This window comes from Consotaella salsifontis (assembly GCF_900167365.1).
Classification (GTDB): domain Bacteria; phylum Pseudomonadota; class Alphaproteobacteria; order Rhizobiales; family Rhizobiaceae; genus Consotaella; species Consotaella salsifontis.
The window spans coordinates 97,148-122,559 of the sequence record NZ_FUXL01000012.1; the positions used below are offsets into that span (position 1 = coordinate 97,148).

Here is a 25,412-nt window from a genome sequence, read left to right on the forward strand (position 1 = left end):
GTGGGTGGGGCGCGCTAGGCCCCCGTTGCCCCAGCATCGCTGGATATCTCGGCAAGGCTCGCCTTGAGGCGGCGAACGAGAAGCGGGTCGGTCATCGCGGCCTGCGGACTCTGAAAGCCGAAGTCGCGCATCGTCGATGCCGGCAGGCGCCGGGAGCAGGACGCGTGGACCTCGTGGACGCCGGTGCTCGCGACAAGATCGGCGGCGGTCTCCAGCTTGATGCCGCTGCCCGCCATGATGGCGATCCGGCTCGCCGCCTGCCGCTGAAGACGCGCGATCAGCGCTGCCCCGGCCGGCGCCGTCGGGGCCTGACCCGAGGTCAGGATGCGCTCGAAGCCGAGTTCGACGGCTTCCTCGAGCGCCGCCGCCGGGTCCGGCGTCAGGTCGAAGGCGCGATGCAGCGTCGTGCCCATTCCCCGTGCCTCGGCCATGAGAGCCGCCAGCAGCGGCCGGTCGAGACGGTTGTCGGGCAGGCTCGCGCCGAGCACGACGCCGGCAAGGCCAGCCTCGCGCGCGGCGCGGATATCGTCCATCATCATCTCAAACTCGGCCGGTGCAAAGACGAAATCGCCCTCGCGCGGTCGGATCATGGCATAGACGGGGATCGGCGCCCGCGCCGCCAGGCGCATCAGCCCCATCGACGGCGTTAAGCCGCCAAGCGCCAGAGCCGAGCACAGCTCCACTCGATCGGCACCCCCCTCGATCGCGGCAGCCAGGCCGTCGGCCGAATCGACGCAAACTTCGAGGATCATTGGAAGAGTTCCGTGCGGATGCAGGCCGAGACATGGTCGGGCTCGACGGCGATCGCCGGCGGCACGATCTCGGCGCAGTCCTTGATGGCGTAGGGGCAGCGCGTGCGGAAAACGCATCCCGAGGGCGGATTGATCGGGCTCGGCACCTCGCCCTCCAGCACCTGTTTCTCATGCGCCGCGTTGCGGTCGAGAGAGGGCGCGGCCGAAAGCAGGGCTCGGGTGTAGGGATGGCGCGGCGCCGAATAGAGGCGCTTGGTCGGCGCCACCTCCATGATCCTGCCGAGATACATGACGATGGTGCGGTCGCACAGATGCTCGATGACACCGAGATCGTGGGCGATGAAGAGCAGCGAAAGGCCGAGCTCCGACTGAAGGTCCTGGATGAGGTTGACGATCTGCGCCTGGACGGAGACGTCGAGCGCCGACACCGGCTCGTCGGCGATGACAAAGCGCGGCTCGACCGCCAGCGCCCGGGCGATGCCGATGCGCTGGCGCTGCCCGCCGGAAAACTCATGCGGGAACCGCGCCATCGCGTCCTCGGGAAGGCCGACGAGCCGCAGCAGCTCGGCGATGCGCCCGCGCCGTTCCGAGCGCCGGCCCAGCCGGTGGATCGACAGCGCCTCGCCGATGATGGCGTCCACCCGCTTGCGCGGGTCGAGGCTGGCGAACGGGTCCTGGAAGATAATCTGCATCTTCCGCCGATAGGGCTGGAACTCCCGGTCGGAAAGCCCCGTCAGCTCCTGACCTTCGAAGCGGATGGAGCCGGCCGTTGCCCGATTCAGCCGTACGAGCGAGCGGCCGACCGTGGTCTTGCCGGAGCCGGATTCGCCGACGAGGCCGACGACCTCGCTATGGCCGATGTGAAAGGAAATGTCGTCGACGGCGTGGACGTGGCCGACGGTGCGCGACAAGACGCCTTCGTTCACCGGAAAGTAGGTCTTGAGATTGGCGACCTCGACCAGCGGGGCTGGGCGGGGCGTGGGGCTGTCCGGCGTCGTCATACGACCTCCCAGCGGATGCAGCGGGCGCGGTGAGCCTCGCTATCGGTGGGCATGAGCGATGGCACGCCGGCCCGGCACGCCTCGATGGCGTAGCCGCAGCGTGGCGCGAAGGAGCAGCCGGGCGGCAGTCTGAGGAGGTTGGGCACCGTGCCCTGGATGGCGTGGAGGCGTCGCCGGCCCTTCTCGTCGATCATGCCATGGCCGGGGCGCGGCACGCTTTCGAGCAGAGCCTTGGTGTAGGGATGGCGGGGATGGGCGAAGACCGTGTCGACGTCGCCGGATTCGACGATGCGTCCAGCATACATCACCGCCACCTTGTCCGCGACCTCCGCCACCACCGCGAGATCGTGGGTGATGAACAGAACCGCCATGCCGATCTCCTCCTGAAGCTCCTTCATGAGCTTGAGGATCTGCGCCTGGATGGTGACATCGAGGGCGGTGGTCGGCTCGTCAGCGATCAGAAGTTTCGGCCGGCAGCACAGCGCCATGGCGATCATCACGCGCTGGCGCATGCCGCCGGACATCTGATGCGGATAGTCCCGCGCGCGTCGTTCCGGCGCGGGAATGCCGACCCGGCGGAGCATCGCCACGGCCGCCTCGCGCGCGGCGGCGCGGCCCTTGTTCTGATGCAGCATGATCGCTTCCGCGATCTGGTCGCCGGCCCTCTGCACCGGGTTGAGCGAGGTCATCGGCTCCTGGAAGATCATGCCGATCTGGTTGCCCCAGAGCCGGCGCATCTGGGTTTCCGTGGCGGTGGCGAGATCGAGGGCGCCGCCGTCGCCGGCAAAGATCATGCTGCCGCCGGCGATCCGGCCGGGTTGCCCGATGAGCCGCATGATCGACAGGCTGGTGACGCTCTTGCCGGAGCCGGATTCGCCGACGATCGCCAGCGTCTCGCCGCGCCGGATCGAAAGGTCCACCCCATCGACCGAGCGAACATTGCCCCGGTCGGTCTCGAAATGGGTGCGGAGCCCTTCGATCGACAGGACGGGCGGGGCCTCTGATGGTTCGCCGGTGACGCTCACGGTACTACTCCTGGATCGCGCAGCGAGCGGAGGGCCGCGCATCGGCCCCTGCCGCGTTGTCATGTGTTCCAAGGGGCAGGGTCATCCCTTTCCGTGTCCTTTGAGCCGCGCCGCCGACCGCGCCGAGAGGAAGACTTCCGGAGCAAAGTCGAAGTCCTTGTCGAAGGGGTAGGTCGGCTTCATCTTGCGGTGGCGCGGCAGCCGCTCGATGAACTGGTCGACGACGCCGGGCGACAGGGCCATCAGGTTGGGATTGGCGATCGGCGCCAGCTCCGGCGACAGATAGCCGGATTTGACGACGACGATCCCGGCCGCCTTCGGGTCGAGGCCCAGGCGGGTGAAGTCCTCGATGTTGTGATAGGGGCGGCGCCGCGCCGCCAGCACCAGCGTGATGCCGCCGAACCGCACCACCGCCTCGCGCTCCGCCGGTGCGGCCGCCTCCACCAGATGAACCACCGTCGCTTCGACCGTAACGCGCGGGCTCGAGGGATCGAGACTGCCGCCCACCGTCAGCGAGACCGTCGCGCCAAGCCCCGCCGCATAGGCCGCCTCGGCGGCGGGCCGGTCGGTGATGCCGACGACGATGGTGTCGCTCGCACCCTTGTCGATGAGTTCGGCCAGGACGTCGGCGCGGTCACCGACGCCGCCGCCTGTCGGATTGTCGCCGGAATCGGCCAGGATCACCGGATGCGTCGGGGAGGCGAGCGCCCAGCCGACGCACTCCTCGATGCTGCCGGTCTTCGGCCCGAAGACGAAGGCGTCACGGGCGCCCCAATAGGACCGCGCCAGCGCCTTGGCCTGGGTTTCGAGAGCGTCGCGGTCCGTGCCGGAAAGGATCGCCGCAGCCGTGGCGCGCGGTTCGTCCGCCCAGACATAGCCGACGTTCAGCGAGGCGTCCCAGATGCCGGGCAGGGCGTCGATCGCGGGAAGGGCGGCATAGAGCCCCTTGGCCGGCTGATCCTCCGTGCTCGTGCGCTCGCCCGGCAAAACCACCGGCACCGGCGCCCACAGAAGGATCGGCCTGACGCCCGTCCTGATGCTTTCCACCAGCATGGTGACGGCGCGGCGCATCGTCTCTTCAACGTCGATATGCGGCGCTGTGCGATAGGTCGAATACATGTCGAGCGCGTCGATGATGCGCTGGCTGAGATTGCCGTGCAGGTCGTAGCTCGCCGACACCGGCACGTCGTCGCCGACCACGGCGCGCGCCGCCGTGATCCAGTCGCCCTCAGCGTCCTCCATCCCCTCGACGTTCATCGCGCCATGCATCGGCAGATAGAGCCCGTCGAGCGGGCCGAGCGCGGCGAGGCGGGCGAGAAAGTCGGCCTTGAAGGCTTCGTAGGTCGCGCGGCTGACCGGCCCCCCCGGCACGGCGCGGGCATGCAGCGTCGGCAGGAACTGGGCTTCGTAGTCCTTGAGGAAGGCGAAACGCGGCGAGCGGATGAGCTCATCCCCGCGCACGACGTTGAAGTCGCGCTCTTCCATGAGCACCGGGTTGTACGTGCTGCATTCGACGTGAATGCCTCCGACGGCGATGCGCATTAGACGACGTCCTTTTGATGCAAAACGGGATTGGACAGGAACTTGTCGGCGGCGATGCTGGCGGCGCCCCGCGCCCATATATCGGCCGACACATGCCGGAACTGGATGTCGATCTCGCCGGCGATCCGCGGCAGAACGTTGGCTTCGATGGTCGCCCGTGTCACGGTGCCGTAGAGTCCATCGAGTGCCCCATGCCGATGGGTGACGATGATCCGTTCCGGATCGATGATCTGAATGATCTGCGCGATGGCGAGGCCGAGTGCCGCGCCCGCGCGATGGAGAATAGCGATCGCCTCGCCGTGGCCGTTGGACGCCAGCTGCTCCAGGGCCTTCACGTCGCCCGGGAGCCCGGCCGTGCGCGCACTCGACTGGATCGCCATCAGCGAGGCGACAGTGTCGAGGCAGCCGCGCTTGCCGCAACGGCAGGGCAGGCCGTCGGGCTCGATCGTGGCATGGGCGATCTCGCCGGCGCCGCCATGGGAGCCGCGATAAAGGCGACCATTGATGATGTGGCCACAGCCGATGCCGTCGCCGACCGAGATCAGGCTGAAGGAGCCCTTGTCGCGGATGGCGCCGAACAGGCGCTCGCCCAGCGCCACGGCCTTGGCGTCGTTCTCGATGGCTGTCGGCAACCCGATCTCGGCTTCCATCAGGCTTGCAGCCGGCACGTCCTGCCAGCCGAGAAGCGTTGATTTGAGGCAGCGGGTCTGTGACGGGTCGACATAGCCGGACAGCGCCACGCCAACCCCCGCCACATTCGCCCGCCCCGCCGTGAGCGCCGGCAGTCCAGCGGCGATCAGCCGGCCGACCTCGCTGGCATCGTTGGACCAGTCGATTTCGTGACGCCCGAGAAGCTTGCCGTTGAGGTCCGTCAGCACCATGACCACCGGCGCCTCCACCAGCGAAACGCCGACGAAATGGGCCGAGCTTCCCAAAAGGCCGAGCCGAATGGAGGGGCGGCCCGTCCCACGAACCGTCTCGGTCTCTGCCAGAAGTCCGCCGTCGAGAAGCTCCCGCGTCAGAAGCGAGACGGCCGCCTTGCTCATGCCGGTGCGCCCGGCGAGCTCGGTCCGGCTGAGCGGTCCCGCCTCGCTGATCAGGCGCAGCATCTGCAACTGGACGGGATTGAACATGCTGAAACTTTCAACAGGGCCGTTCGCTTGACACTTAATTCAACACGTGAACCAATAGGGCCGTCAAGTGGGTGAATTGGAACAAAGCCGACTCGATTTCCTCCTTCAGTGAACGAATAGAAGGGAAAGACCATGGCAGTTCACGTCAAAGCACTACGCGGGGTTGCGCTGCTTTGCCTTGCCGCCGCCTCTGTCGCGGTACCTGGATATGCCGGCGCCACGACGCTGACGATCCTTCAGTCCGAGCCGCCCCGCAGCATGGACCCGGCGGATCAGGGCGCGACGTTCACCGGAAACGTTCTCATGCCGATGTATGAGGGCCTGGTCACGCGCGGGGAGGACCTGAAGCTCCATCCGGGCCTTGCCACCAAGTGGACGGTGAGCGATGACGGCCTGACCTGGACCTTCGACTTGAGGGAAGGCGTCAAGTTCCACGACGGCTCGGATTTCAACGCCGAATCCGCCGCCAAGTCCTTTCACCGCCTGATGGACGAAAAGCTTGGTCTCGCCGGCGCCGGGCGCCTCCGGCCGTTGCTCAAGACCGTCGAGGCGGCCGATCCGAAGACGCTGAAGATCGAGCTGACGCGCAATTATCCCGCCTTCCTCGATCTTCTGGCTTCGCCTCAGGCGATGATCGTTTCGCCGTCCGAGGCGGAGAAGGGCGATCTCAACCGCGTGGCCAGCGGCACCGGGCCGTTCAAGTTCGTCGAGTGGTCGTCGGGGGATCATGTGCTCGAGGAGGTGAACCCCGACTATTGGGGCGAGAAGCCCAGCGTCGACCAGCTCAAATGGACCTGGTCGGCCGAGCAGTCGGTGATGAACATGGCGCTGCAGACGGGCGATGCCGACATCGTCAATCCGCTGCCCCCGGTCTTCGCGGCCAGCATCGAGAACAATCCGGATCTGAAGCTGGTCACGGGCAATGGCTCGGCAGTGTTCTGGGTCGCGCTCAACGTCCAGCAGAAGCCGCTCGACAAGGTCGAGGTGCGCCAGGCGCTGAACTATGCCACCGACCGCGACGCGCTGGTCAAGGCTCTGCTCCACGGCTACGGCACGCCCGCCGATTCGCCGCTCGCCCCGATCCCGCCCTATCATCTCGACGGGCCGCAGCCCTATCCGTATGACATCGACAAGGCCAAGGCGCTCTTGGAGAAGGCCGGCGTTCCCGACGGCTTCACCATGTCGGTCGCCGTGCAGGAGCCGGAGGCCAACATCGCCGAGGCCCTTCAGGGCATGTGGGCCAAGATCGGCGTGAAGCTCGATATCCGTCGGCTCGAAAGCGGCGTGTGGACCAAGGCGGCGTTCAACGATCCGGAAGCGAAGAAGGCCGACAATCTCGGCTCCGTCGTCGCCTCCTGGTCGTCCGGCGGCTTCAATCCCGATCAGCAGCTGCGGCCGCTCTACGACACGTCGAGCTGGGCGCCGAGCGGGGCCAATCTCGGCTTCTACTCCAGCAAGGAGCTGGATGATCTGCTCGATACGGCCGCTTCGACGGCCGAGCCGGCCAAGCGCAAGGAACTCTACGACCAGGCGCAGAAGATCGTGAACACCGATGCGCCCATGGTGCTGCTCTACGTCACCAAGGATCTCGTCGGCGTCAAGAAGGGCGTCGATGGCGTCTGGCTGATCCCGGGCGGCGACATCCGCGCCACCTACGCGACCAAGTCGTCGAACTGACGCGCCGCTGAAACCGGCGGGGCCGGCGAGAGCGCCGGACCCGCCCTGCTTCCACCCTTGCCACGGAGAGGGCGGTGAAAACCTATATCGCCAGAAAGCTGCTGGCGCTGCCACTGATCGTTCTCGGCGTGTCGCTCTTGGTGTTCCTGGCGATCCGCATGCTGCCCGGGGACCCTGCCAGGATGATGGCGGGCCCCGAGGCGCCCGAGGCGGCGGTCGAGGCGATGCGCGTCCGCCTCGGCTTGGGGCAGCCCCTGTTCATGCAGTATTTCGGCTTCGTGGTGCATGCCATCCAGGGCGATTTCGGCATCTCCATCCGCTCCAACCTCCCGGTGGCGAGCGAGATCGCGAACCGCTTTCCCTATACCTTCGCGCTCGCCCTCACGAGCTACGCCATGGCCATCTTGATCGGCGTGCCGGCCGGCATGGCCGCCGCCGTGTTCCGCAACCGCTGGCCCGACCAGATCGTGATGCTGCTGGCGATCGCCGGCGCCTCGGTGGCCAATTTCTGGCTGGCGCTGATGGCGATGAACTATTTCGCGGTGGAGCTGCACTGGCTGCCGCTCTTGGGCGCCGGCTCGTGGAAACACTACATCCTGCCGACGATCGCGCTTGGCACGCTGCCGACCGCGCTGATTGCCCGCATGACCCGCTCGTCCATGATCGAGGTGCTGAGCCAGGATTTCATCCGCACGGCCCGCGCCAAGGGTCTCGGCTCCTTCGCCATCTACCGCAAGCACGCCCTGCGCAACGCGCTCATCCCCATCGTCACGATCGTCGGTCTCAATTTCGGTTCGATCATGGGCGGCGCGGTCGTCACCGAATCCGTCTTCAACTGGCCGGGAATCGGCCGCCTGCTGGTGGATTCCGTGCGTTATCGCGATTATCCGATGATCGAGGGCGTGACGTTGCTGGCGGTTGTCAGCGTGGTCGTCGTCAACTTTCTCGCCGAGATGGCGATCGCCGCCATCAACCCACGCATAAGGCTGACCTGACATGACGGCCGCCGAAGAAACATTGAGCGAGATGGACGCGCCTCGCTCGCGAACCTCCATCGTGATGCGCTGGCTCTTGCGCCGCGCCAACCTCGTCCTCGGCGCCGTGCTGGTCGGCCTGATCGTGATCGTCGCTATCTTCGCTCCGATGATCGCGACCGCCCAGCCGGACGCGCAGGACCTGATGAACACCCTGTCCGCCCCATCGGCGATCCACTGGTTCGGAACCGACAATTTCGGCCGGGACATCTTCTCGCGCGTCGTCTACGGCGCCCGAATCTCCCTGCTCGAGGTCGTCATCAGCGTTGGGATCTCCTGCCTCGTCGGCGTGCCGCTCGGCCTCATCGCCGGGACGCTGGGCAAGCGCGCGGACCAGATCATCATGTGGATCATGGACATCCTCTTCGCCTTTCCCGGCATCATCCTCGCCATCCTCCTGGTGAGCGTGCTGGGCGCGAGCCTGTTCAACATGATGCTGGCGATCGCCATCTTCTCCATTCCCGTCTATGCGCGCCTCAGCCGCAACGTGTCGCTCGGATTGAAGGAGATGGAATATGTCGAGGCGGCGACGGCGCTCGGCGCCAGCATCTGGCGCGTCATGTTCGATCACATTCTGCGCAATTCGCTCGGCCCCATCATCGTGCAGTCGACCCTGACCGCCGGCACGGTGGTGCTGGCGGCGGCGAGCCTCTCCTTCCTCGGCCTCGGCGCGCAGCCGCCGACGCCGGAATGGGGCGCGATGATGAGCGACGGCCGAAACTTCCTGGGAGTGAACGTGTACTTGTCGCTGTTCCCTGGGCTTGCGGTCACGGTGATGGTACTCGGCTTCAACATTCTGGGCGATGGGCTGCGCGATCTGCTCGATCCACGCTCCTGATCCGGCAGACAGTCCCGACGATGAACGAATCCCTGGCTCCTCTCCGTCCGGCGGCGATCCTTTGCGCCGATATTGGCGGCTCCTTCATCCACGCCGCGCTGGCGGACGACGCGGGCGTCTTGAGCGGCCATTGGCGCGTTCCGACGCCGACGACGGATTTCGCGTCCTTCGTCGCTGCTCTCGATGAGGTTGCCCGGCACTACCGCGATCATCTGCCGCCACGCGCGTCGCTCTCCATCTCCGTCGCCGGCCTCGTCGACCCGGACAACGGCACCATGATCAGCGCCAACATTCCGTGCGTCACGGGCCGCCCGCTGGCGAGCGAGCTTTCGGCGGCGCTTGGTCGTCCGGTCGAAATCGCCAACGATGCCGATTGCTTCGCCGTCGCCGAGGCGCTTAGCGGGGCGGGGCGGGGGCATGCCATCGTCTTCGGCGCCATCCTCGGCACGGGCGTCGGCGGCGGGCTTGTGGTGGAGGGGCGCCTGGTGCGGGGCGCCGGCGGGTTGACGGGGGAGTGGGGCCATGGCCCGATCGTCGCCTCCTATGCCCGCTCCGGCCGTTTCGTCCCGCGCTTCCAATGCGGCTGCGGCCGCATCGGCTGCGTCGATACGGTCGGCGGCGCCCGCGGCATGGAACGGCTCGACGCGACGCTGCATGGCGGTTCGCCGCGCGACAGCCGCGCCATTCTCGCTGCATGGCGGGAGGGCGAGCCGCGCGCGCTGGAGACGATCGAGACCTATCTCGATCTCGTCGCCGAGCCGCTTGCCCTGGTGGTCAATGTGACAGGCGCCGGCATTGTGCCGGTCGGCGGCGGGCTTTCCAACGACGGCGAGCTGATTTCTGCGCTCGACAAGGCCGTGCGCGAGCGCATCCTGAGGCGCACCGACCGGCCGCTCGTCGTGGCTGCCCTTAACAGAGCCGACGCCGGCCTTCGCGGCGCCGCGCTGCTGGGGCTAAGGCATTCGGCGGCCTGAGGCGCGCGCCGGCCTTCCCCCGCGACGAGTGCCGAAGGCTCAGAAGCCTTCGAGCACAACCTTGCCCCGGGCCTTGCCGCTTTCCAGAAACGCGTGCGCCTGACGTAGGTTGGCCGCGTTGATCGGCTTGAGCGTCTTCGTCAGCGTGGTCCGAATCCGGCCGTCGTCGACAAGCTTGGCCACCTCGGCCAGGATACGGCCCTGCTCGTCCATGTCGGGCGTCTGGAAGACCGGCCGGGTGAACATCAGCTCCCAGTGGATCGAGATGGCCTTGCGCTTGAACGGCATGACATCCAGGCTGTCCGGATCGTCGATGAGGCCGAAGCGACCCTGGGGCGCGATGAGCTCGACGATGTCCTTCAGGTGATGGTGCGTGCCATGGGTCGAGAAGGCGAAGGCAGGCGCGCCGATGCCAAGGGCCGCGACTTCCTTGGCGAGCGGCTTGGTGTGATCGACGACGTGGTGCGCCCCGAGTTCTCGCGCCCAGTCCTGTGTTTCGGGCCGCGAGGCTGTCGCGATGACCGTGAGGTCCGTCAGGGCGCGCACGAGCTGGATCGCGATGGAGCCGACACCGCCCGCGCCGCCGACGATGAGGATCGCGTTTGCCGCGCCTGGCACGGCCTTGCGGATGTCCAGACGATCAAAGAGCATCTCCCAGGCGGTGAGCGCCGTCAGTGGAAGCGCCGCGGCTTCCGCTTTGGAGAGCGAGGTCGGCTTTGGTCCGACGATGCGTTCGTCGACGAGCTGGAATTCGCTGTTGCTGCCGGGCCGGTTGATGGAGCCGGCATAGAACACCTCGTCGCCAGGCTTGAAGCCGGTGACCCCTTCGCCGGCCTCGACCACATGGCCGACGGCGTCCCAGCCCAGAACTTTCCACTCGCCTTCCGCCGGCGCGGCGCTGCGGCGCACTTTCGTGTCGACCGGGTTCACCGAGACCGCCTCCACCGCAACGAGAAGATCGCGCCCGGTGGGGGAGGGCCGAGGCAGCTCGATATCCTCCAGCGCGTCCGCGCGGTCGATCTCTCCAGGCGCCTTGTAGCCGATGGCCTTCATGGATTTGTGCTCCTGCAACAGGTTCGTTCGTTGATAGGAGCTGAAGATGGCACTAGCTTCCGGAAGCTCAATACGCACAAAATCAGCCTATAGTGACCAAAAGGATACTGTGATGGCCAAGGCCCGGTTCTCTCGGTTCGATTGCAGTCCCGGTTGCTCGGTGGAGGCGGCTGTTGGGCTGATCGACGGCAAGTGGAAATCGGTCATTCTCTTTCACCTTCTGTCGGGCACGCTGCGCTTCGGTGAGATCAGGCGGCAGGTGCCGAACGTCACGCCGCGCACGCTGACCAACCAGCTTCGGGAGCTGGAGGAGGATGGATTGGTGGACCGCAAGGTCTATGCGCAGGTGCCGCCGAAGGTGGAATACAGCCTCTCGCCACTTGGCCGCTCGATGGAGCCGATCCTTTTGGCCCTGAAGACCTGGGGCGACGCCAATTTGAACCTCTACGGAAAGCCGCGCCCGGCCGTGGCCGGAGACGGTTCGGATGAGGCCGCGTCCGCAACAAGCCGCAACGCTCCAGCATGAAGCGGGCTAGTCCCTCGGAAGCACAATCCGCTTGCGCCGTGTCAGGCTGAACGTGTTCGCCGGCGACCACGCCGCCAAAGCCGGACATGACCAATGCGCCACCGGGCGCTTGCCCGAAGCCCGTTTGTGGTCAAGCTTATTCGCTGGGTCGAGTTCATCATTCTGCCTCGGGAAGGCGCGTCGGGACCCCCAGAGGCGATCGGTTGAAGGAATGTGTGCTTGCAGCGAGTTTTGATCACCGGTGCCGCCGGGCGCCTCGGCAGGGTGTTACGGGCAGGATTGGCACGGCCCGATCGAATCCTGCGGCTGACCGACATCGCCGATCTGGGCTTGGCTTCGGTCAACGAGGAATTGCATCAAGTCGATGCGACCGACTTGGAAGCCGTGTTGCCGCTCATGGATGGCGTCGACGTCGTCGTGCATCTCGCGGCCTATCCAGAGGAAGCCGCGTGGGAGCGCATCTTCCCGCTGAACTACGCGTTGAACTATGCGGTGCTCGAAGCGGCCCATCGTGCAGGCGTCAAGCGCTTCGTCTTTGCCAGTTCGGTACAGGCCGTTGGGTTTCATCCGCTCGCAGATATGATCGATCAATCGGCGCGACCGCGCCCGAGTGGCTATTACGGGGTATCGAAGGTGAGCGGCGAGGCGCTGGCCAGCGTTTACGCGGACAAGCATGGCATGTCGGTCGGTTGCGTTCGCGTCGCCTCATTCGAGCCGCGCCCGACGGACGCGCGGATGCTGTCGACATGGCTGAGCCATCAGGACGGCGTGCACCTGTTCGAACGGTGCATCCAGGCGCCGGACCATCATTATTACGTGGTGTACGGCGTGTCGGCCAACACGCGCGCGCGGGTCGACAATTCACATGTCGCATGGCTTGGTTACGAGCCGCGCTCGAATGCGGAGGATTACGCACACGAGGTGCTTCTGCACGGCGACGCCCTCGGTCCGCTCGCCCGCGTGACGCAAGGCGGCGGGGCCTGCGATGTCGGATTCAGCGGCGACGCGGGAAAAACCCTTCGGGCTGATTGAGCGTCAATGATCGGTGATTGTTCGCGAACTTCTCGTGTTCACGCTGGCGCCTGAAAATCGACACTCAACAGGCCAGCCGTTCGCACCGCGTCCCGCCGAGCCGGGCGGAGCCGCCTTCCAGCGGACGCGTCGGCGCCAGTCCTTGCCAGCCGCGCCGTCAACAATGTTATGGACTTGCCATGAAACGCGAGAACAGGCTGTTCCAGCTTCGTCGCCGCTCTCGCAACTTTGATGTTTCAGCAATTTCAGGATGTTAATGGCGCGCCGCACCGGGTGATGATGAGAACTATGTCTACTCCGTAGCCCTCTAAGACCCTCCTTTTAGAAGAAGCAGGGCTTGCTGATCTCCGGTCGCGGCATTGGTCAGCTTGCTTCCATTCATGTCCTTCCCAACGAGGACTATCGGAATGCTGGCCGCCGCCGCGGCGCAGTCAAGCCCGGCCCGCACCAAACCGTGTTGGGCCTGACTGCGCCGCTCGATTGCGTCGGCCTGACGCCTCCTCGCCCTCGATGGGAGGGTGACACCGAATGGAGGCAATCATGGCCGAACCGCTCATCACCGAAAGCCAACTCGCCCAACTCCTCGCAAACGGCGCGCGCAGCGCCGCCGGCGAGGACATCGACCCACGCCCCGTCGTCAAGCTCTTCACGCCCGACGCCGGCGCAACCTGGCTCATCACCGAAGCCGATCCCGCCGACCCCGACCGCCTGTTCGGTCTCTGCGACCTCGGCCTGGGCGAACCGGAACTCGGCTACGTCAGCCTGTCTGAGATCCAGTCCGTGCGTGGCAAGCTCGGCCTGCCGATCGAACGCGACCTGTGTTTCACCGCCGAATATCGGCTGAGCCTCTATACGAAACGCGCTCGCGACACGGGCAGGATCGTCACCGACTGATCCTTCATCATCGCGCCCCGCCGTCGGGTGGGGCGCCTTCGCGTGCGGTTTCTCTAATTTTCTCTAATTTTCTCTTGTCGCCGACATGGAATCACGGCATCATTCCGGCATGATGGAAAATATTCTAACAATCCGGGAAGTTGCGGACCTCCTCAAGATCAACGAGAAAACGGTCTACAAACTGGCCGCCGATGCCAAAATTCCTGGATTCAAGGTCGGCGGATCGTGGCGCTTTGATCGCGCAACCATCACAAAATGGATCGAAAAGGGAGTAGTTGCCGCAAGTGACAGCTCGCAACTCGAGACGGAAACGGAAGCGCTAGGCCGCGCGACGCTCGCATCAGCTTACTACTCGCCGCAACAGGCGGCATTCTTCGCCCATCGCCTCACCCTGGAGGGCACAGGCGAGGACGCCCTCGCGCAGTCGCTTTCCACCGCTCGCGTCGATATGAACCCGCACCAGGTGGACGCCGCCCTGTTCGCGCTGGCGTCGCCGCTCTCCAAGGGGGTGCTGCTGGCCGATGAGGTCGGACTCGGCAAGACCATCGAGGCCAGCCTGGTCATCGCCCAGCGTTGGGCAGAGCGGCGCCGCCGCATCCTGCTGATCGTGCCCGCCTCGCTGCGCAAGCAATGGAGCCAGGAACTTTACGACAAGTTCTCGCTGCCTTCCGTCATCGTGGAGAGCAAGACCTACAATGAGGCGCGCAAGGCAGGCGTGGCCCGCCCCTTCGACCAGAAGGACAAAATCGTCATCACGTCCTACGAGTTCGCCGCTCTCAAGGACTCCGAAATCGCGCGCGGCGGCTGGGATTTGGTCGTGTTCGACGAGGCGCATCGTTTGCGCAACGTCTATAAGAAGGACGGCTCGACGCGCGCCAAGCGCCTGCGCGAAGCCACTAAATCCTCCTTCAAGGTGCTGCTGACGGCCACGCCGCTGCAAAACTCCCTCATGGAGCTTTACGGCCTCGTCTCCGTCGTGGACGAGCGTCACTTCGGCGATGAGGCCTCGTTCCGCAGCCAATATGTGGCGGGGCCGGGCGCACGGAACGGCCTAGTATTTCTGCGCAAACGGCTGGAGCCGATTTGCAAGCGCACGCTGCGCCGCCAGGTCCAGCAGGCGGGCCTCATCCGCTACACCGAGCGCCGCCCGCTTACCGTGCAGTTCGACCCTTCACCAGATGAAATGCGCCTCTACGTGGGGGTGTCGGCCTATCTGCAGCGCTCCGACACCATCGCCTTCGGAAACAAGCCCAACCAGCTTGTGACGATGGTGGTGCGGAAAATTCTCGGCTCATCGACCTTTGCCGTCGCCGAAACCCTCACCAAGATCATCGACCGCCTCAAACAGATGCGACCCGTCGATATTGAAACCGTCGCCGACTATGACGTGATCGACGAGGACGCCGAGGAGCTTGGGGATAGCGACGACGCGGATGCCGAGCCGACTATCGACCCCAAGAAGCTGGAGGCCGAGATCGCCGAGCTTGAGGGCTACCGCACGCTCGCGCTCGCCATCGGTCAGAACGCCAAGGGCCTGGAACTGGTCAAGGCGTTGCCGAAAGTCCTTGATGAAATCGCCGCCAAGGGCGGTCAGCGCAAGGCGGTGATCTTCACCGAGTCGGTGCGTACACAAGGGTATCTCGCCGAGCTTCTCGCCGCCAACGGCTACGACAACGACGTCGCCCTGCTCAATGGCCAGAACAACGATCCCGCCAGCAAGGCGATCTATCAGGACTGGCTGGCGCGCCATAAAGGCTCCGACGCCGTATCCGGCTCGAAAACCGCCGACATGAAAGCCGCCATCGTCGAAGCCTTCAAAGACGGCAAGAGCATCCTGATTGCCACCGAATCCGGCGCAGAAGGCATCAACCTACAATTCTGCTCGCTGCTCATCAATTTCGACCTGCCGTGGAACCCGCAGCGGGTGGAGCAGCGCATTGGCCGCTGCCACCGCTACGGCCAGAAAATCGACGTCACCGTCGTCAATTTCCTCAACCTGAAAAACCACGCCGAACGGCGGGTGCATCAGCTTCTCGACGAGAAGTTCAACCTGTTCAAGGGAGTCTTCGGCGCGAGCGACGAAGTGCTGGGCGTGATCGAGCGCGGAGTGGACATCGAGCGGCGCATCTTCGAGATCGTGCAAGGCGCCCGCGACGAGGCGCAGATCAACACGGCCTTCGACCAGCTCCAGGACGAGCTTCAAGCGCAGATTAACGAGCAGGTGCTCGACGCGCGGCGGCGGCTTCTGGAGCATATGGACGAGCGGGTCATCGACCGTCTGAAAGCCCGCGACCAGGAAATCGTCCAGCGCCTCTCCGAGTTCGAGCGCCAGCTTCTGTACGTGGCGCGCGCCGAGCTTCCCGACGCTCGTTTCCACCCCGACAACGAGCGACGCTTCGACTATCGCGGTGAAACCTACACCACCGAATGGCCGCTGGCCGACGAGAAGGGTTGGAAATTCTTCCGCCTGTTGGAAGGGACGCTGGCGACCAACCTGGTCGCCAGCGCCAAAGAACGCCGTTTCGACGCGCTCTCCTGCCTGCGCTTCGATCTTGCCGCCTATCCGGGCGGACGGCTGGCCGATGTGGAGCAATTGCGCGGCAAGGCCGGATGGGCGCGCGTCGGCAAACTCCACATCGAAACGCCCAAGATCACCCGCGAGTATCTGGTGCTTTCCGCCGTCGCCGATGACGGCGCCGCCATCCACACCGAAACCTTTGAGCGTCTGCTCCATGTGCCCGCGAAGAATGAGCCCGTGGATGGGGCAGCGCCCGAAGAACAGTTGAAGGCGGCCGAAGCCGAGCGGCGCAAGGCGCTGCTCGACGAGGCCGAACAGCAGAACGCCGAGTGGCTCGACCTCGAAAGCGAGAAGCTCGACGACTACGCAGCGGATTTGGAACGGGCCTTCGAGACGGAAATCAAAACCATCGAAACCGAAATCCGCGAGGCCAAGAAGGCCATGCGCGGCTCCAGCCTGCCGATGGCCGAAAAGCTGGCCGAGAAGCGCCGCATCAGCGGGCTTGAAGGCAAGCGCGACAAACTCAAAGCCGAGTTCTTCGACCGCCGCGCCACCATCCGCGCCGAGGTCGAGGCCATGCTCGACCAGATTCAGGAAAGCCTGAAACTCGAACCGGCCCTGACGGACCTATTCACTATCCGCTGGGAGGTGGCATGACGCGCGACCTCATCAGCAAGACCACGCGCAACGAGTTCCGCGAGCTTCTCGTCGGATACACCCTCCGCGAAATCGAAATGACCTTCGATGCGGGCAACCTTACCCCGCGCGAGGGCTATCAGCCCATAGTCAGCGGCGAGCGGCGCGGCCTGGTGGAAGCCTACTACGCCAACCTCGATTTTACCTCGCCGACCGACGTGAAGGATCTGCTTGTCGTCTATGAGGAGGTCATCGAGCTACTTCGCAAAGTCCAGGATCGCGTCGTCAATCCCGAATCCGTTGACGAGACGATCGGAGCGCTCTTGCGCCGGATGGAGCGGGACGGCTTCCGCTACGAAGGCGGACGCTTCGTTTCCGACGCGCTGAATGTCGTCGTCGTCCATACGCCGTCGCTGGTGCAACTCAGCGAAGCCTCCATCCAGGAGCACTTGGAAAAGGCGCGCCAGAAAATCGCCAACGGCGATCCGGCGGGGGCCATCGCCAATGCCTACACCCTGGTTGAGGAGTTCCTGAAACAGCTCCTCCGCAAGATTGGGACCGCCTTCAACGAGAATGAGGGCGACATTCGCGCACTCTACAAGCTCCTTGCCGAACCGCTGCATCTCGTGCCGAAGAATGACTCCTTGGAAAGTTACCTGAAGGCCATCCTGGAGGGGCTGCAACGCCAGATCGGTGGCCTGTTTGAGGTGGCCAACAAGGCCAGCGACCGGCACGCCCGGAAATACAACCCAGCGCCGCACCATGCGCGGCTTGCCGTCAACGCGGCTTTCACGCTGTGCGAGTTCCTGCTGGAGGCCTACGAATATCAACAAAAACGAGAAGAAAGGCGGGTGTCGTGAGCGCGCGGAAACAACGGCTGGAATTGACATGGATCGGCAAGGAAGAACGCCCGCGCGTGGAGCCGCGCATCCTGCTGGAGGACGGAGACAAATCCTACCATGCCAAGTCGCACGTCACCGACAACGACATCTTCGACAACATCCTGATCCATGGTGACAACCTGCTCGCGCTCAAAGCGCTGGAGCAGGAGTTCGAGGGCCGGGTGAAGTGCATATATATTGATCCACCATACAATACGGGATCAGCATTTCGATACTACGACGATGGTGTCGAGCATTCTATCTATCTCAGTCTAATGAGAGATAGAATCTCCATCTTGCAAAGGTTGCTACGAAAAGACGGCTGTTTCTTTGTGCAAGCGGACGACAATGAGGGTCATTATATAAAAGCACTTTGCGATGAAATATTCGGTAGGAAAAATTTCATCGCCACCTTCATTTGGAAGAAGGTCGATAGCCCGAACGATAACAAGGTTGCAGTTACGCCCGATCACGAATTTATATTTGCCTACGCAAAGGCCATCGAGCACGCTGCTCTTCGTCAACGCCCCGACGGTTCGCTTCTTGATGCGTATGTCGGACCAGATGAGGAAGGCCGTTATTATAGAGATCGTCTTCTCAAGAAAAATGGCAAGAACAGCCTCAGAAGTGATCGCCCCTCAATGTGGTTTCCGATTCCTGGGCCTGACGGGAAAGATGTCTATCCTATCCATGACGATGGACGCGAAGCTCGGTGGGCGTTGGGGAAGCAGAGCGTCAGCGAAGCTCTGCGCGATGGAACACTAATTTGGAAAAATCGGGGAAGCGAGGACGATCCCAAATGGGTTCCCTACACGCGCGAATATGCGAGTGAAAATCCGTCGCGCCCATTTCCAACTTTGTGGACTGATCTTCCAACAACTCGCCAAACTAAGGCTCACCAAAAGGACCTATTTGGTGCTGGCAATGAGTTCGATACTCCGAAGCCGGAGGCGCTTATCGAGCGGGTGTTTCAAGTCTGCACGTCACCTGGCGACCTGGTACTCGATTCCTTCGCAGGCTCAGGCACCACCGGGGCGGTGGCGCACAAGATGGGCCGCCGCTGGATCATGGTGGAGCTTGGCGAGCATTGCGAAACCCACATCGTGCCGCGCCTGCGCAAGGTGATCGACGGCGAGGACCACGGCGGCATCACCGAGGCGGTAGAATGGGGCGGTGGAGGCGGCTTCCGACATTACCGCCTCGCACCCTCGCTGCTGGAAAAAGATGCCTGGGATAACTGGGTCATTTCCAAGGAATATGACGCGCCCAAGGTCGCTCAGGCCGTGTGCAAGCTCATGGGCTTCGTCTATCAGCCCGACGAAACCCACTACTGGATGCAGGGCCGCTCGTCCGAGACGGACTTCATCTATGTCACCACCCAAAGCCTGACGCATGAGCAGCTTGCCGCCATCGCCGAGGAGGTCGGGGACGAGCGCACGCTGCTGGTGTGCTGCAAGGCGTTCCACGCAAACGCCGACGCCTTCCCCAACCTGACCATCCGCAAGATTCCGCAGACGGTGTTACGCAAGTGCGAATGGGGCAAGGACGATTACAGCCTCAACGTCGCCAATCTGCCCGAAACGCCGCCCGAGCCTGAAGAACCGGACGATGCTGCGCCGATGTCAATGGCCAAACCTGCCAAGAAGCGCGGAAACGATAAGGCCGTCTCGCAGGACGACCTTTTCAGCCAGGAGGCAGGCAAGTGATCGACCGTACCGTCCGCACGATCAGCCAGCGCCTTTCTCTTCGCAAGCCGCAATCCGATTCATTGGAAATCCTCGCCGACGTTCTCAGCCGGGCGGAGTTGTCGAAGGGTTATGATGCCGAGGCCGCGCTCGCTGCGATCCGCGACACCTATCCGAGTGTCGAGGCGTTCGAGCATGATTTCCCGTCACTGTGCTTCGCGTTGGCGACCGGCGTCGGCAAGACGCGCCTGATGGGCGCATTCATTTCCTACCTCTATCTCACCGGCAAGAGCCGCCATTTCTTCGTGCTCGCGCCGAACAAGACCATCTATGAGAAGCTGATTGCCGACTTCTCGCCGGAAAGCCCCAAATACGTCTTCAAGGGCATCGCCGAGTTTGCGGCCAACCCGCCGCTGATCGTCACTGGCGACAATTACGAAAGTGGCATCGGCGTCCGGTTCGATGGTGGTCGTTCGTCCGACCTGTTCGGTTCGGATGTTCACATCAACATCTTTAACGTCGACAAGATCAACAAGGAGGAGAGTCCGCGCGGCAAACCGCGCATGAAGCGGCTGCAGGAAACGATTGGCGAGAGCTATTACGCCTATCTTGCGCGCCTCGACGACCTTGTCCTGCTGATGGACGAGTCCCATCGCTACCGCGCAAGCGCCGGCGCCAACGCCATCGACGGCTTGAAGCCGATCCTTGGTCTTGAATTGACGGCGACGCCGAAGACCGTGGGCTCGCGTTCCGTTCCCTTTCGCAACGTCATTTACAATTACACGCTCGGCCAAGCCATGGCAGACGGGTTCGTCAAGGAGCCCGCAGTCGCCACACGCAAGGATTTCGATCCGCGCTCGGTCGGCGAGCAGGAGCTTGAACAGATCAAACTCGAAGATGCCGTCCATCACCACGACCATGTGGCCGTCGAGCTGGATCGCTTCCACCGCACAACTGGCGCACCGAAGGTAACGCCGTTCATTCTGATCGTCGCGGCGGATACGGCTGAGGCCAAGCGGCTGCGGGAATTTGTCGAGTCGGAGAAGTTCTTCAAAGGCCGCTTCAAAGGCAAGGTTGCCGAAGTTCACTCCAACCTGCGGGGCGAAGAAAGCGAAGACGCTATGCAGCGCCTTGTCGCGCTGGAGAAGGATGGCCGCACCGAGATCGTCATTCACGTCAACAAGCTCAAGGAAGGCTGGGACGTAACCAATCTCTATACCATTGTGCCGCTGCGGGCGTCGGCCTCCGAAATCCTCACCGAGCAGACGCTTGGCCGCGGCTTGCGGCTTCCGTTCGGCAGGCGGGTGTCCAGGGGCGGCGATGACGAGTTTGCCGCCGTCGATCGCCTCACCATTATCGCGCACGAACGCTTCGACGACATCATCGCCAAGGCGCGCGAGCCGGGCTCCATTGTGATGAGGAAGCTGGAGATCGGCGAAGGCGGGGATATTTCCGCCACCGGGAGCACGCTGGTCACGGCTCCGTCCGTCGCCGAAATGATCGTGACCGGGGCGCAGCCGGACATTCCCGGTTTTGCCGAGGCGGAGCGTCCCGCCTTTGCGTTCAAATCGCCGGAGGAAGGCAAGGCCGCCGAGGTCACGCTGGAAGTCATCAAGCGCTACGAGCGCAAGCTCGGCAGCGCAGAGGCGCTGCGGGAGAAGGCCGTCCAGCAGCAAATCGCCGACGAGGTGCGCGACCTTGTGCGCCCCATTCAGGGGACGCTTGAAGGCGTTGTCGAACAGCCGCGCATCGATCAGATCGTGGAAACCGTCGCCGTCACCGTTGCCGACCGCACGATTTCAATTCCTCAGATCGTGGTCCTGCCCAAGAAGCAGGTGACTTTCACCTTCGAGGACTTCGACCTTGCTAACCTTGAATCGGTTAACATGCGCCCGATTGAGGACGGTATCATCATCGAAGACTTGCGCACCCAGGCGCGCACGTATCTTGCCCGCACGCTGGACGATCCGCGCGAAGCGCGGCCCGAGGACTACCTTGTCCGTTACCTGATCGAGCGCAACGAGATCGACTACGACGAACACGCCGCCTTGCTCTACAAGCTGGCGGGGCAGATGGTTGCGCGGATTAGATCGTATCTCGCGGACGACATCGAAGTTGAAAACGTGCTTCTGCGGCATGGACGCCAGCTCGCCGATTTCATCTTCGCGCAGTTGATGAATCATTATCGCGAGACGCCACTCGGCGAGGAGGACTATGAAGTCACCGTCACGCGCGGCTTCATGTTGCTTCAAGCGCAGCCGATGAATGTCCCGCAAGGGCAGCGTGTGCGCGACTTCAAACAGGCCGTTGCGCCGCTATCCGAGACGCGGAAACATGTCTTCGGGGGCTTCAAGAAATGCTGCTATCCACTTCAGAAGTTCGACACGGACCCCGAGCGGCGGCTTGCCGTCACCATCGACGGCGATGGCAATGTCGAGAAATGGCTCAAGCCGGGCCGTAATCAGTTTCGCATCGACTATCGCTCCGGTGAATCATACGAGCCTGACTTCGTGGTCGAAACGAAGACCAGGATGCTGATCTGCGAAGTGAAGGCCAGGAACGAGCTGGACGACGCGGACGTCAGCGCAAAAGCGGCAGCCGCCACGAAGTGGTGCACGACCGCCACGCAGCACGCGGGCGGTACCAAGCCGTGGATGTACCTGCTCATCCCCGACGATCAGATAACCGGCAGCGCGACGCTGGACGGCTTGGCCGCGAAGTTTGCTACGTCTTAGGGAACGCACGGAGATGACGACAGGGACTAGCCAGCGTACCGCACAGAGCAGCGCTTTCCTTGACGACCTGATCGAGAAGCGTCGTAAGCTTATCGATGCCCTCGATGCCAACAAAGGCGAGGTCAATCTCGACATCTTCGAGGATTTTTACCCGGATCGCGCTCATTTCGTTTATGAGCTTCTTCAGAATGCGGAAGATGCAGGCGCGACGCAGGTTACGTTTACGCTCACACGGGACCGTCTTGTCTGCGAGCACGACGGACGCCGCACGTTCACCGAAGCCGATGTGTCGGCGATCACAGGCATCCACAACAGCACGAAAGATAAAACTCAGGATCGGATCGGCAAATTCGGCGTCGGATTCAAATCCGTGTTTGTCTACACGCAGTCGCCAACTGTGCGCTCCGGTCAATTCTCCTTTCGGATCGTCGAACTGATACTTCCTGAGCCGGTTGCGCCCGATCCGTCGATTGGCAGCCGGACTCGCTTTGAATTTCCCTTCGATAATCCTGGCAAGCCGCCGAAAGAGGCCTACGCCGAGATAGCCGCAGGCCTCAATGATCTGGACGAAACTACCCTTTTGTTCCTGTCGAACCTTCAAGCGATCAAATGGCGGATCGGCGATAGCGAATCCGGCGAAGTGTTCCGTCGGATGCACACGGAGTCGCACTTCGAGATCATCAAGCAAAGCGGAAACCGAACCACATCGAGTTCCCACTTCCTGAAGTTCGATCAGGCCGTTCCCGGCCTCGGGACACACCGTGTTGCCGTCGCTTTCCCGCTGGACTTCCTGGCAGGGGTTCGCCAGTTCGATGGAAGCAAACCGTTATCAGAGCAAATGAGAATCGTCCCCGCGAAGCAGGGGCGTGTTGCCGTGTTCTTCATCGCTGCGAAGGAAACCTCCGGCCTGCTGTTTCATCTTCACGGCCCGTTTGTCCCGGAGTTGAGTCGGGCTAGCATCAAGGAAACGAAAGCAAACGAGCCGTTGTTCGAGCAGCTCGCAATGCTCTGTGCGCAGTCGCTTCACAAGATCAGGGACCTTGGCCTGCTAACGCCTGAATTCCTCGCGATCCTGCCGAATCCGGAAGATCAGATACCGCCCCGTTACCAGCCGATCCGGAGCTCAATCATCGAGGAGATGAAATCTGCCAATTTGACACCGACCCACGAACGCGGACACGCGGCTGCCAAGCGCCTTATTCAGGCGAAGGCATCCCTGAAGAGCCTCCTGTCGAACGAGGATATTGAGTTCCTGGTAGAATACGAAGACGACCCGCCCCTATGGGCCATCGGCGTAACGCAGAAAAATAGCCGCATCGATAATTTCCTCAGCGGTCTGGAAATTCAGGAATGGGGGATCGACGAGTTTCTCGGGGCGCTAGGCGAAGGAGCGAACACCGGTACGCGCTATATCAGAGTCGCCCCCTACGTCGTGAACGGGCCGGACCAGGATTTTATGTGGTGGCTGAAGCAGAAGCCGCCCGAGTGGCTCCAACAGTTCTATGCATTATTGCACGACGAGACCGTGCAGTCCGCGTACACAGGCTTAGAAACCTGAAGATCGTGCGCCTATCCGACGGTGCTTTCAGCGTAGCCACGCAGTGCTTCTTCGCGAACGATCACAATGGGGACGACATCTCCAAGGTGGATGCGCGCGTCTACACATCGGGCAGGGCAAAACCCCAACAGGAGAAGGCGAAGAGGTTTCTTTCCGACCTCGGCGTGCGCGAGTTGGGCGAGGCTGAAGAAATCGAACTCATCCTGCGAGCCCGCTACACGGAAGAGGCGGAAATACCGGATGACAAGACGTACCTCGAGGATTTGAAGCGCTTTGTCGCTCTTACAGAGCAGCAGCCGGAAACGGCCAAGCTGTTCGCATCCTATTACATCTTTCAAGGTGAGGACGCACGCTGGTACAAACCGGGGGACATCTACCTCGATCAACCCTACAAGCAAACCGATCTCTCCGCTTACTACAGCAGATTCGGAGAGGACGCGGAATGCGCGCCGCTTCACGCGCGCTACAAGGATTGCGGCATTCCCACGAAACGGGTCAGGGCGTTTGCCGAGGCGGTAGGCGCCAGAGTGGAATTAAAGATCAAGAGAGGGGAGTGCCGGAACAATCCCCAATGGGCATACCTCAGGTCGGTTGGCGGCGAGCGGTATACCTCATCGCGCGACAACGACTACTTCATCCCGCATCTTCCAGAACTCCTGAGGACACCCTCGCTTGAACTTTCGCGTTTGGTATGGCGGACGATTACGTCGCTCGCATCGGACTCCGATTATTTGCAGGCAGTCTTCCGGCGCAATTATTCGGGGGGCACGCACTATGCCGACTCGCGTCTGGTGCACGAACTTCGGGCAGCCAGATGGGTCCCGCAAGGTAATGGCAAGTTTGTTCGCCCGGCAGAGGCATCGAGCGAATTGTTGCCGGAGGGGTTCGCTTTCGATTTGGGCAATCCGGGTCTGAAGGCAATCCAATTCGGCGCTGAGGCAGACCGCCGATCAGCCCAGGAACAGTTGAAGGACAGCATAGCTAAGAAAGCAGGCTTTGCCGACGCAGGCGCGTTGGAGCGCGCGAAGCGCTTTGCTGCCTTGCCTCAGGAGGAGCAGGAAAGGTTTTTCGCAGAGCGCGAGAAGGCGGCGAAGGCGGCAATTCCAGACCGAAACCTGATTAATCCCCAGCGACACGCGCGGAATGTTGCTGAACAGGCGGCCGATGCCCCTGATAAGGAGAGTGAGATTCGCGGCCGGTCAGTATCCATCGGCCGCGAGGACGTGAAAATAGAGGCAGAGCAGTACTTGCGGCAGCACTATCGCAATGCTGATGGCGATATGACGTGCCAGATATGCAAAGGTCCCTTGCCGTTTAAACTGGATGATGGAAGCGAATTCTTCGAAACAGTAGAATTCCTGCCAGGACTGAGGAAGCGTCACTTCCAGAACTATCTCGCGCTCTGCCCCAATCACTCGGCAATGTACCGCCATGCGAACGGATGCAAAGAAATCATCTGCGATATGGTCGAGGGCCTTACCGGGAATGAGCTTGAGGTCATTCTCGCGCAAAGAGACATGACAATCTATCTCAGCGCAGTTCATATCGTAGACATCAAAGCCGTTCTCGCGGCGGAGGCCAACCTTCCGGCAGAGGCCGAGGATCAGGATATGGAATGACGGTCGATCTGGTTGTCCCCGAAAACCGGCCGTCGGCCAGTCGTTCGTGAAGTAGGCGCGACCATGCAGCTTTGAGGCGGGCTGTGTGCGATTGTGAGCTGAACAACGCAGCCAGGACTAAGGCGTAAGAGAATCCTGAATGGAAGTCGCTCGCTCAAGGCGCGGGGGAATCCTTTTGGGCGCTCTATCTGGCGGTCGGCGCGGCGCATGTCGGCTTATTTGAGGGATAGACCTCTCCATTACTTAAGCGAGTCCGTTCTTTATTGACAAGCGTTCCGGCTTCTCTCTGAATACCACAG

At 62.9% G+C, this 25,412-nt stretch carries 19 protein-coding genes; 13 read left to right on the forward strand and 6 right to left on the reverse strand.

Going from position 1 to position 25,412, the window contains the following annotated elements; all coding sequences use genetic code 11:
• Window positions 1–14: 14 nt before the first annotated feature.
• The 5 genes from B5D38_RS16185 to B5D38_RS16205 all read right to left on the reverse strand — a co-directional run bounded on the left by B5D38_RS16185 (window position 15) and on the right by B5D38_RS16205 (window position 5,453).
• Window positions 15–752, reverse strand: a complete 738-nt coding sequence (locus B5D38_RS16185; protein WP_078709474.1) for a copper homeostasis protein CutC — start codon at window positions 750–752, stop codon at window positions 15–17.
• Complete coding sequence (locus B5D38_RS16190) at window positions 749–1,753, reverse strand: ABC transporter ATP-binding protein (RefSeq protein ID WP_078709475.1); 1,005 nt, start codon at window positions 1,751–1,753, stop codon at window positions 749–751. The genes B5D38_RS16185 and B5D38_RS16190 overlap by 4 nt, the downstream gene beginning before the upstream one ends.
• Complete coding sequence (locus tag B5D38_RS16195; RefSeq protein WP_245319282.1) at window positions 1,750–2,778, reverse strand: ABC transporter ATP-binding protein; 1,029 nt, start codon at window positions 2,776–2,778, stop codon at window positions 1,750–1,752. The genes B5D38_RS16190 and B5D38_RS16195 overlap by 4 nt, the downstream gene beginning before the upstream one ends.
• A gap of 81 nt (window positions 2,779–2,859) precedes the next feature.
• Window positions 2,860–4,320: a M81 family metallopeptidase gene (locus tag B5D38_RS16200; RefSeq protein ID WP_078709476.1), complete on the reverse strand. Its 1,461-nt coding sequence runs from the start codon at window positions 4,318–4,320 to the stop codon at window positions 2,860–2,862.
• The gene (locus B5D38_RS16205; protein WP_078709477.1) at window positions 4,320–5,453 is read right to left on the reverse strand and encodes an ROK family transcriptional regulator; all 1,134 of its coding nucleotides are present in this window, start codon (window positions 5,451–5,453) and stop codon (window positions 4,320–4,322) included. The genes B5D38_RS16200 and B5D38_RS16205 overlap by 1 nt, the downstream gene beginning before the upstream one ends.
• 132 nt (window positions 5,454–5,585) lie before the next feature.
• Here B5D38_RS16205 and B5D38_RS16210 point away from each other — a divergent pair, with 132 nt between their 5' ends.
• The 4 genes from B5D38_RS16210 (at window position 5,586) to B5D38_RS16225 (ending at window position 9,976) form a co-directional block, all read left to right on the forward strand.
• Window positions 5,586–7,130, forward strand: a complete 1,545-nt coding sequence (locus tag B5D38_RS16210; RefSeq protein ID WP_078709478.1) for an ABC transporter substrate-binding protein — start codon at window positions 5,586–5,588, stop codon at window positions 7,128–7,130.
• A gap of 74 nt (window positions 7,131–7,204) precedes the next feature.
• Complete coding sequence (locus B5D38_RS16215; protein WP_078709479.1) at window positions 7,205–8,125, forward strand: ABC transporter permease; 921 nt, start codon at window positions 7,205–7,207, stop codon at window positions 8,123–8,125.
• A 1-nt stretch (window position 8,126) separates the two neighbouring features.
• On the forward strand, window positions 8,127–9,002 hold the full coding sequence (locus B5D38_RS16220) for an ABC transporter permease (protein ID WP_078709480.1): 876 nt from the start codon (window positions 8,127–8,129) through the stop codon (window positions 9,000–9,002).
• 20 nt (window positions 9,003–9,022) lie between these two features.
• Complete coding sequence (locus tag B5D38_RS16225; protein ID WP_078709481.1) at window positions 9,023–9,976, forward strand: ROK family protein; 954 nt, start codon at window positions 9,023–9,025, stop codon at window positions 9,974–9,976.
• 39 nt (window positions 9,977–10,015) lie between these two features.
• Here the strand turns inward: B5D38_RS16225 and B5D38_RS16230 are convergent, their stop codons facing one another.
• Entirely contained in the window at window positions 10,016–11,029 is a 1,014-nt protein-coding gene (locus B5D38_RS16230; RefSeq protein WP_078709506.1) for a zinc-binding alcohol dehydrogenase family protein, read from the reverse strand.
• Between the two features lie 112 nt (window positions 11,030–11,141).
• Here B5D38_RS16230 and B5D38_RS16235 point away from each other — a divergent pair, with 112 nt between their 5' ends.
• From B5D38_RS16235 to B5D38_RS16275, 9 genes are all read left to right on the forward strand, one after another.
• On the forward strand, window positions 11,142–11,555 hold the full coding sequence (locus B5D38_RS16235; protein ID WP_078709482.1) for a winged helix-turn-helix transcriptional regulator: 414 nt from the start codon (window positions 11,142–11,144) through the stop codon (window positions 11,553–11,555).
• A 219-nt stretch (window positions 11,556–11,774) separates the two neighbouring features.
• Entirely contained in the window at window positions 11,775–12,587 is an 813-nt protein-coding gene (locus B5D38_RS16240; RefSeq protein WP_078709483.1) for an NAD-dependent epimerase/dehydratase family protein, read from the forward strand.
• 540 nt (window positions 12,588–13,127) lie between these two features.
• Window positions 13,128–13,481: a DUF2958 domain-containing protein gene (locus tag B5D38_RS16245; RefSeq protein ID WP_078709507.1), complete on the forward strand. Its 354-nt coding sequence runs from the start codon at window positions 13,128–13,130 to the stop codon at window positions 13,479–13,481.
• Between the two features lie 109 nt (window positions 13,482–13,590).
• A complete protein-coding gene (locus tag B5D38_RS16250) occupies window positions 13,591–16,656 on the forward strand; it encodes an SNF2-related protein (protein WP_245319284.1) in 3,066 nt (1,021 codons plus the stop codon).
• Window positions 16,653–17,495: an abortive infection family protein gene (locus B5D38_RS16255; protein ID WP_078709485.1), complete on the forward strand. Its 843-nt coding sequence runs from the start codon at window positions 16,653–16,655 to the stop codon at window positions 17,493–17,495. Before B5D38_RS16250 ends, B5D38_RS16255 begins: the two co-directional genes overlap by 4 nt.
• The gene (locus B5D38_RS16260; protein WP_078709486.1) at window positions 17,492–19,222 is read left to right on the forward strand and encodes a site-specific DNA-methyltransferase; all 1,731 of its coding nucleotides are present in this window, start codon (window positions 17,492–17,494) and stop codon (window positions 19,220–19,222) included. Before B5D38_RS16255 ends, B5D38_RS16260 begins: the two co-directional genes overlap by 4 nt.
• A complete protein-coding gene (locus tag B5D38_RS16265) occupies window positions 19,219–21,936 on the forward strand; it encodes a DEAD/DEAH box helicase (protein WP_245319287.1) in 2,718 nt (905 codons plus the stop codon). Before B5D38_RS16260 ends, B5D38_RS16265 begins: the two co-directional genes overlap by 4 nt.
• A gap of 13 nt (window positions 21,937–21,949) precedes the next feature.
• On the forward strand, window positions 21,950–23,494 hold the full coding sequence (locus tag B5D38_RS16270) for a sacsin N-terminal ATP-binding-like domain-containing protein (protein WP_078709487.1): 1,545 nt from the start codon (window positions 21,950–21,952) through the stop codon (window positions 23,492–23,494).
• A complete protein-coding gene (locus B5D38_RS16275; protein WP_131829940.1) occupies window positions 23,398–25,113 on the forward strand; it encodes a hypothetical protein in 1,716 nt (571 codons plus the stop codon). Before B5D38_RS16270 ends, B5D38_RS16275 begins: the two co-directional genes overlap by 97 nt.
• Window positions 25,114–25,412: the final 299 nt, after the last annotated feature.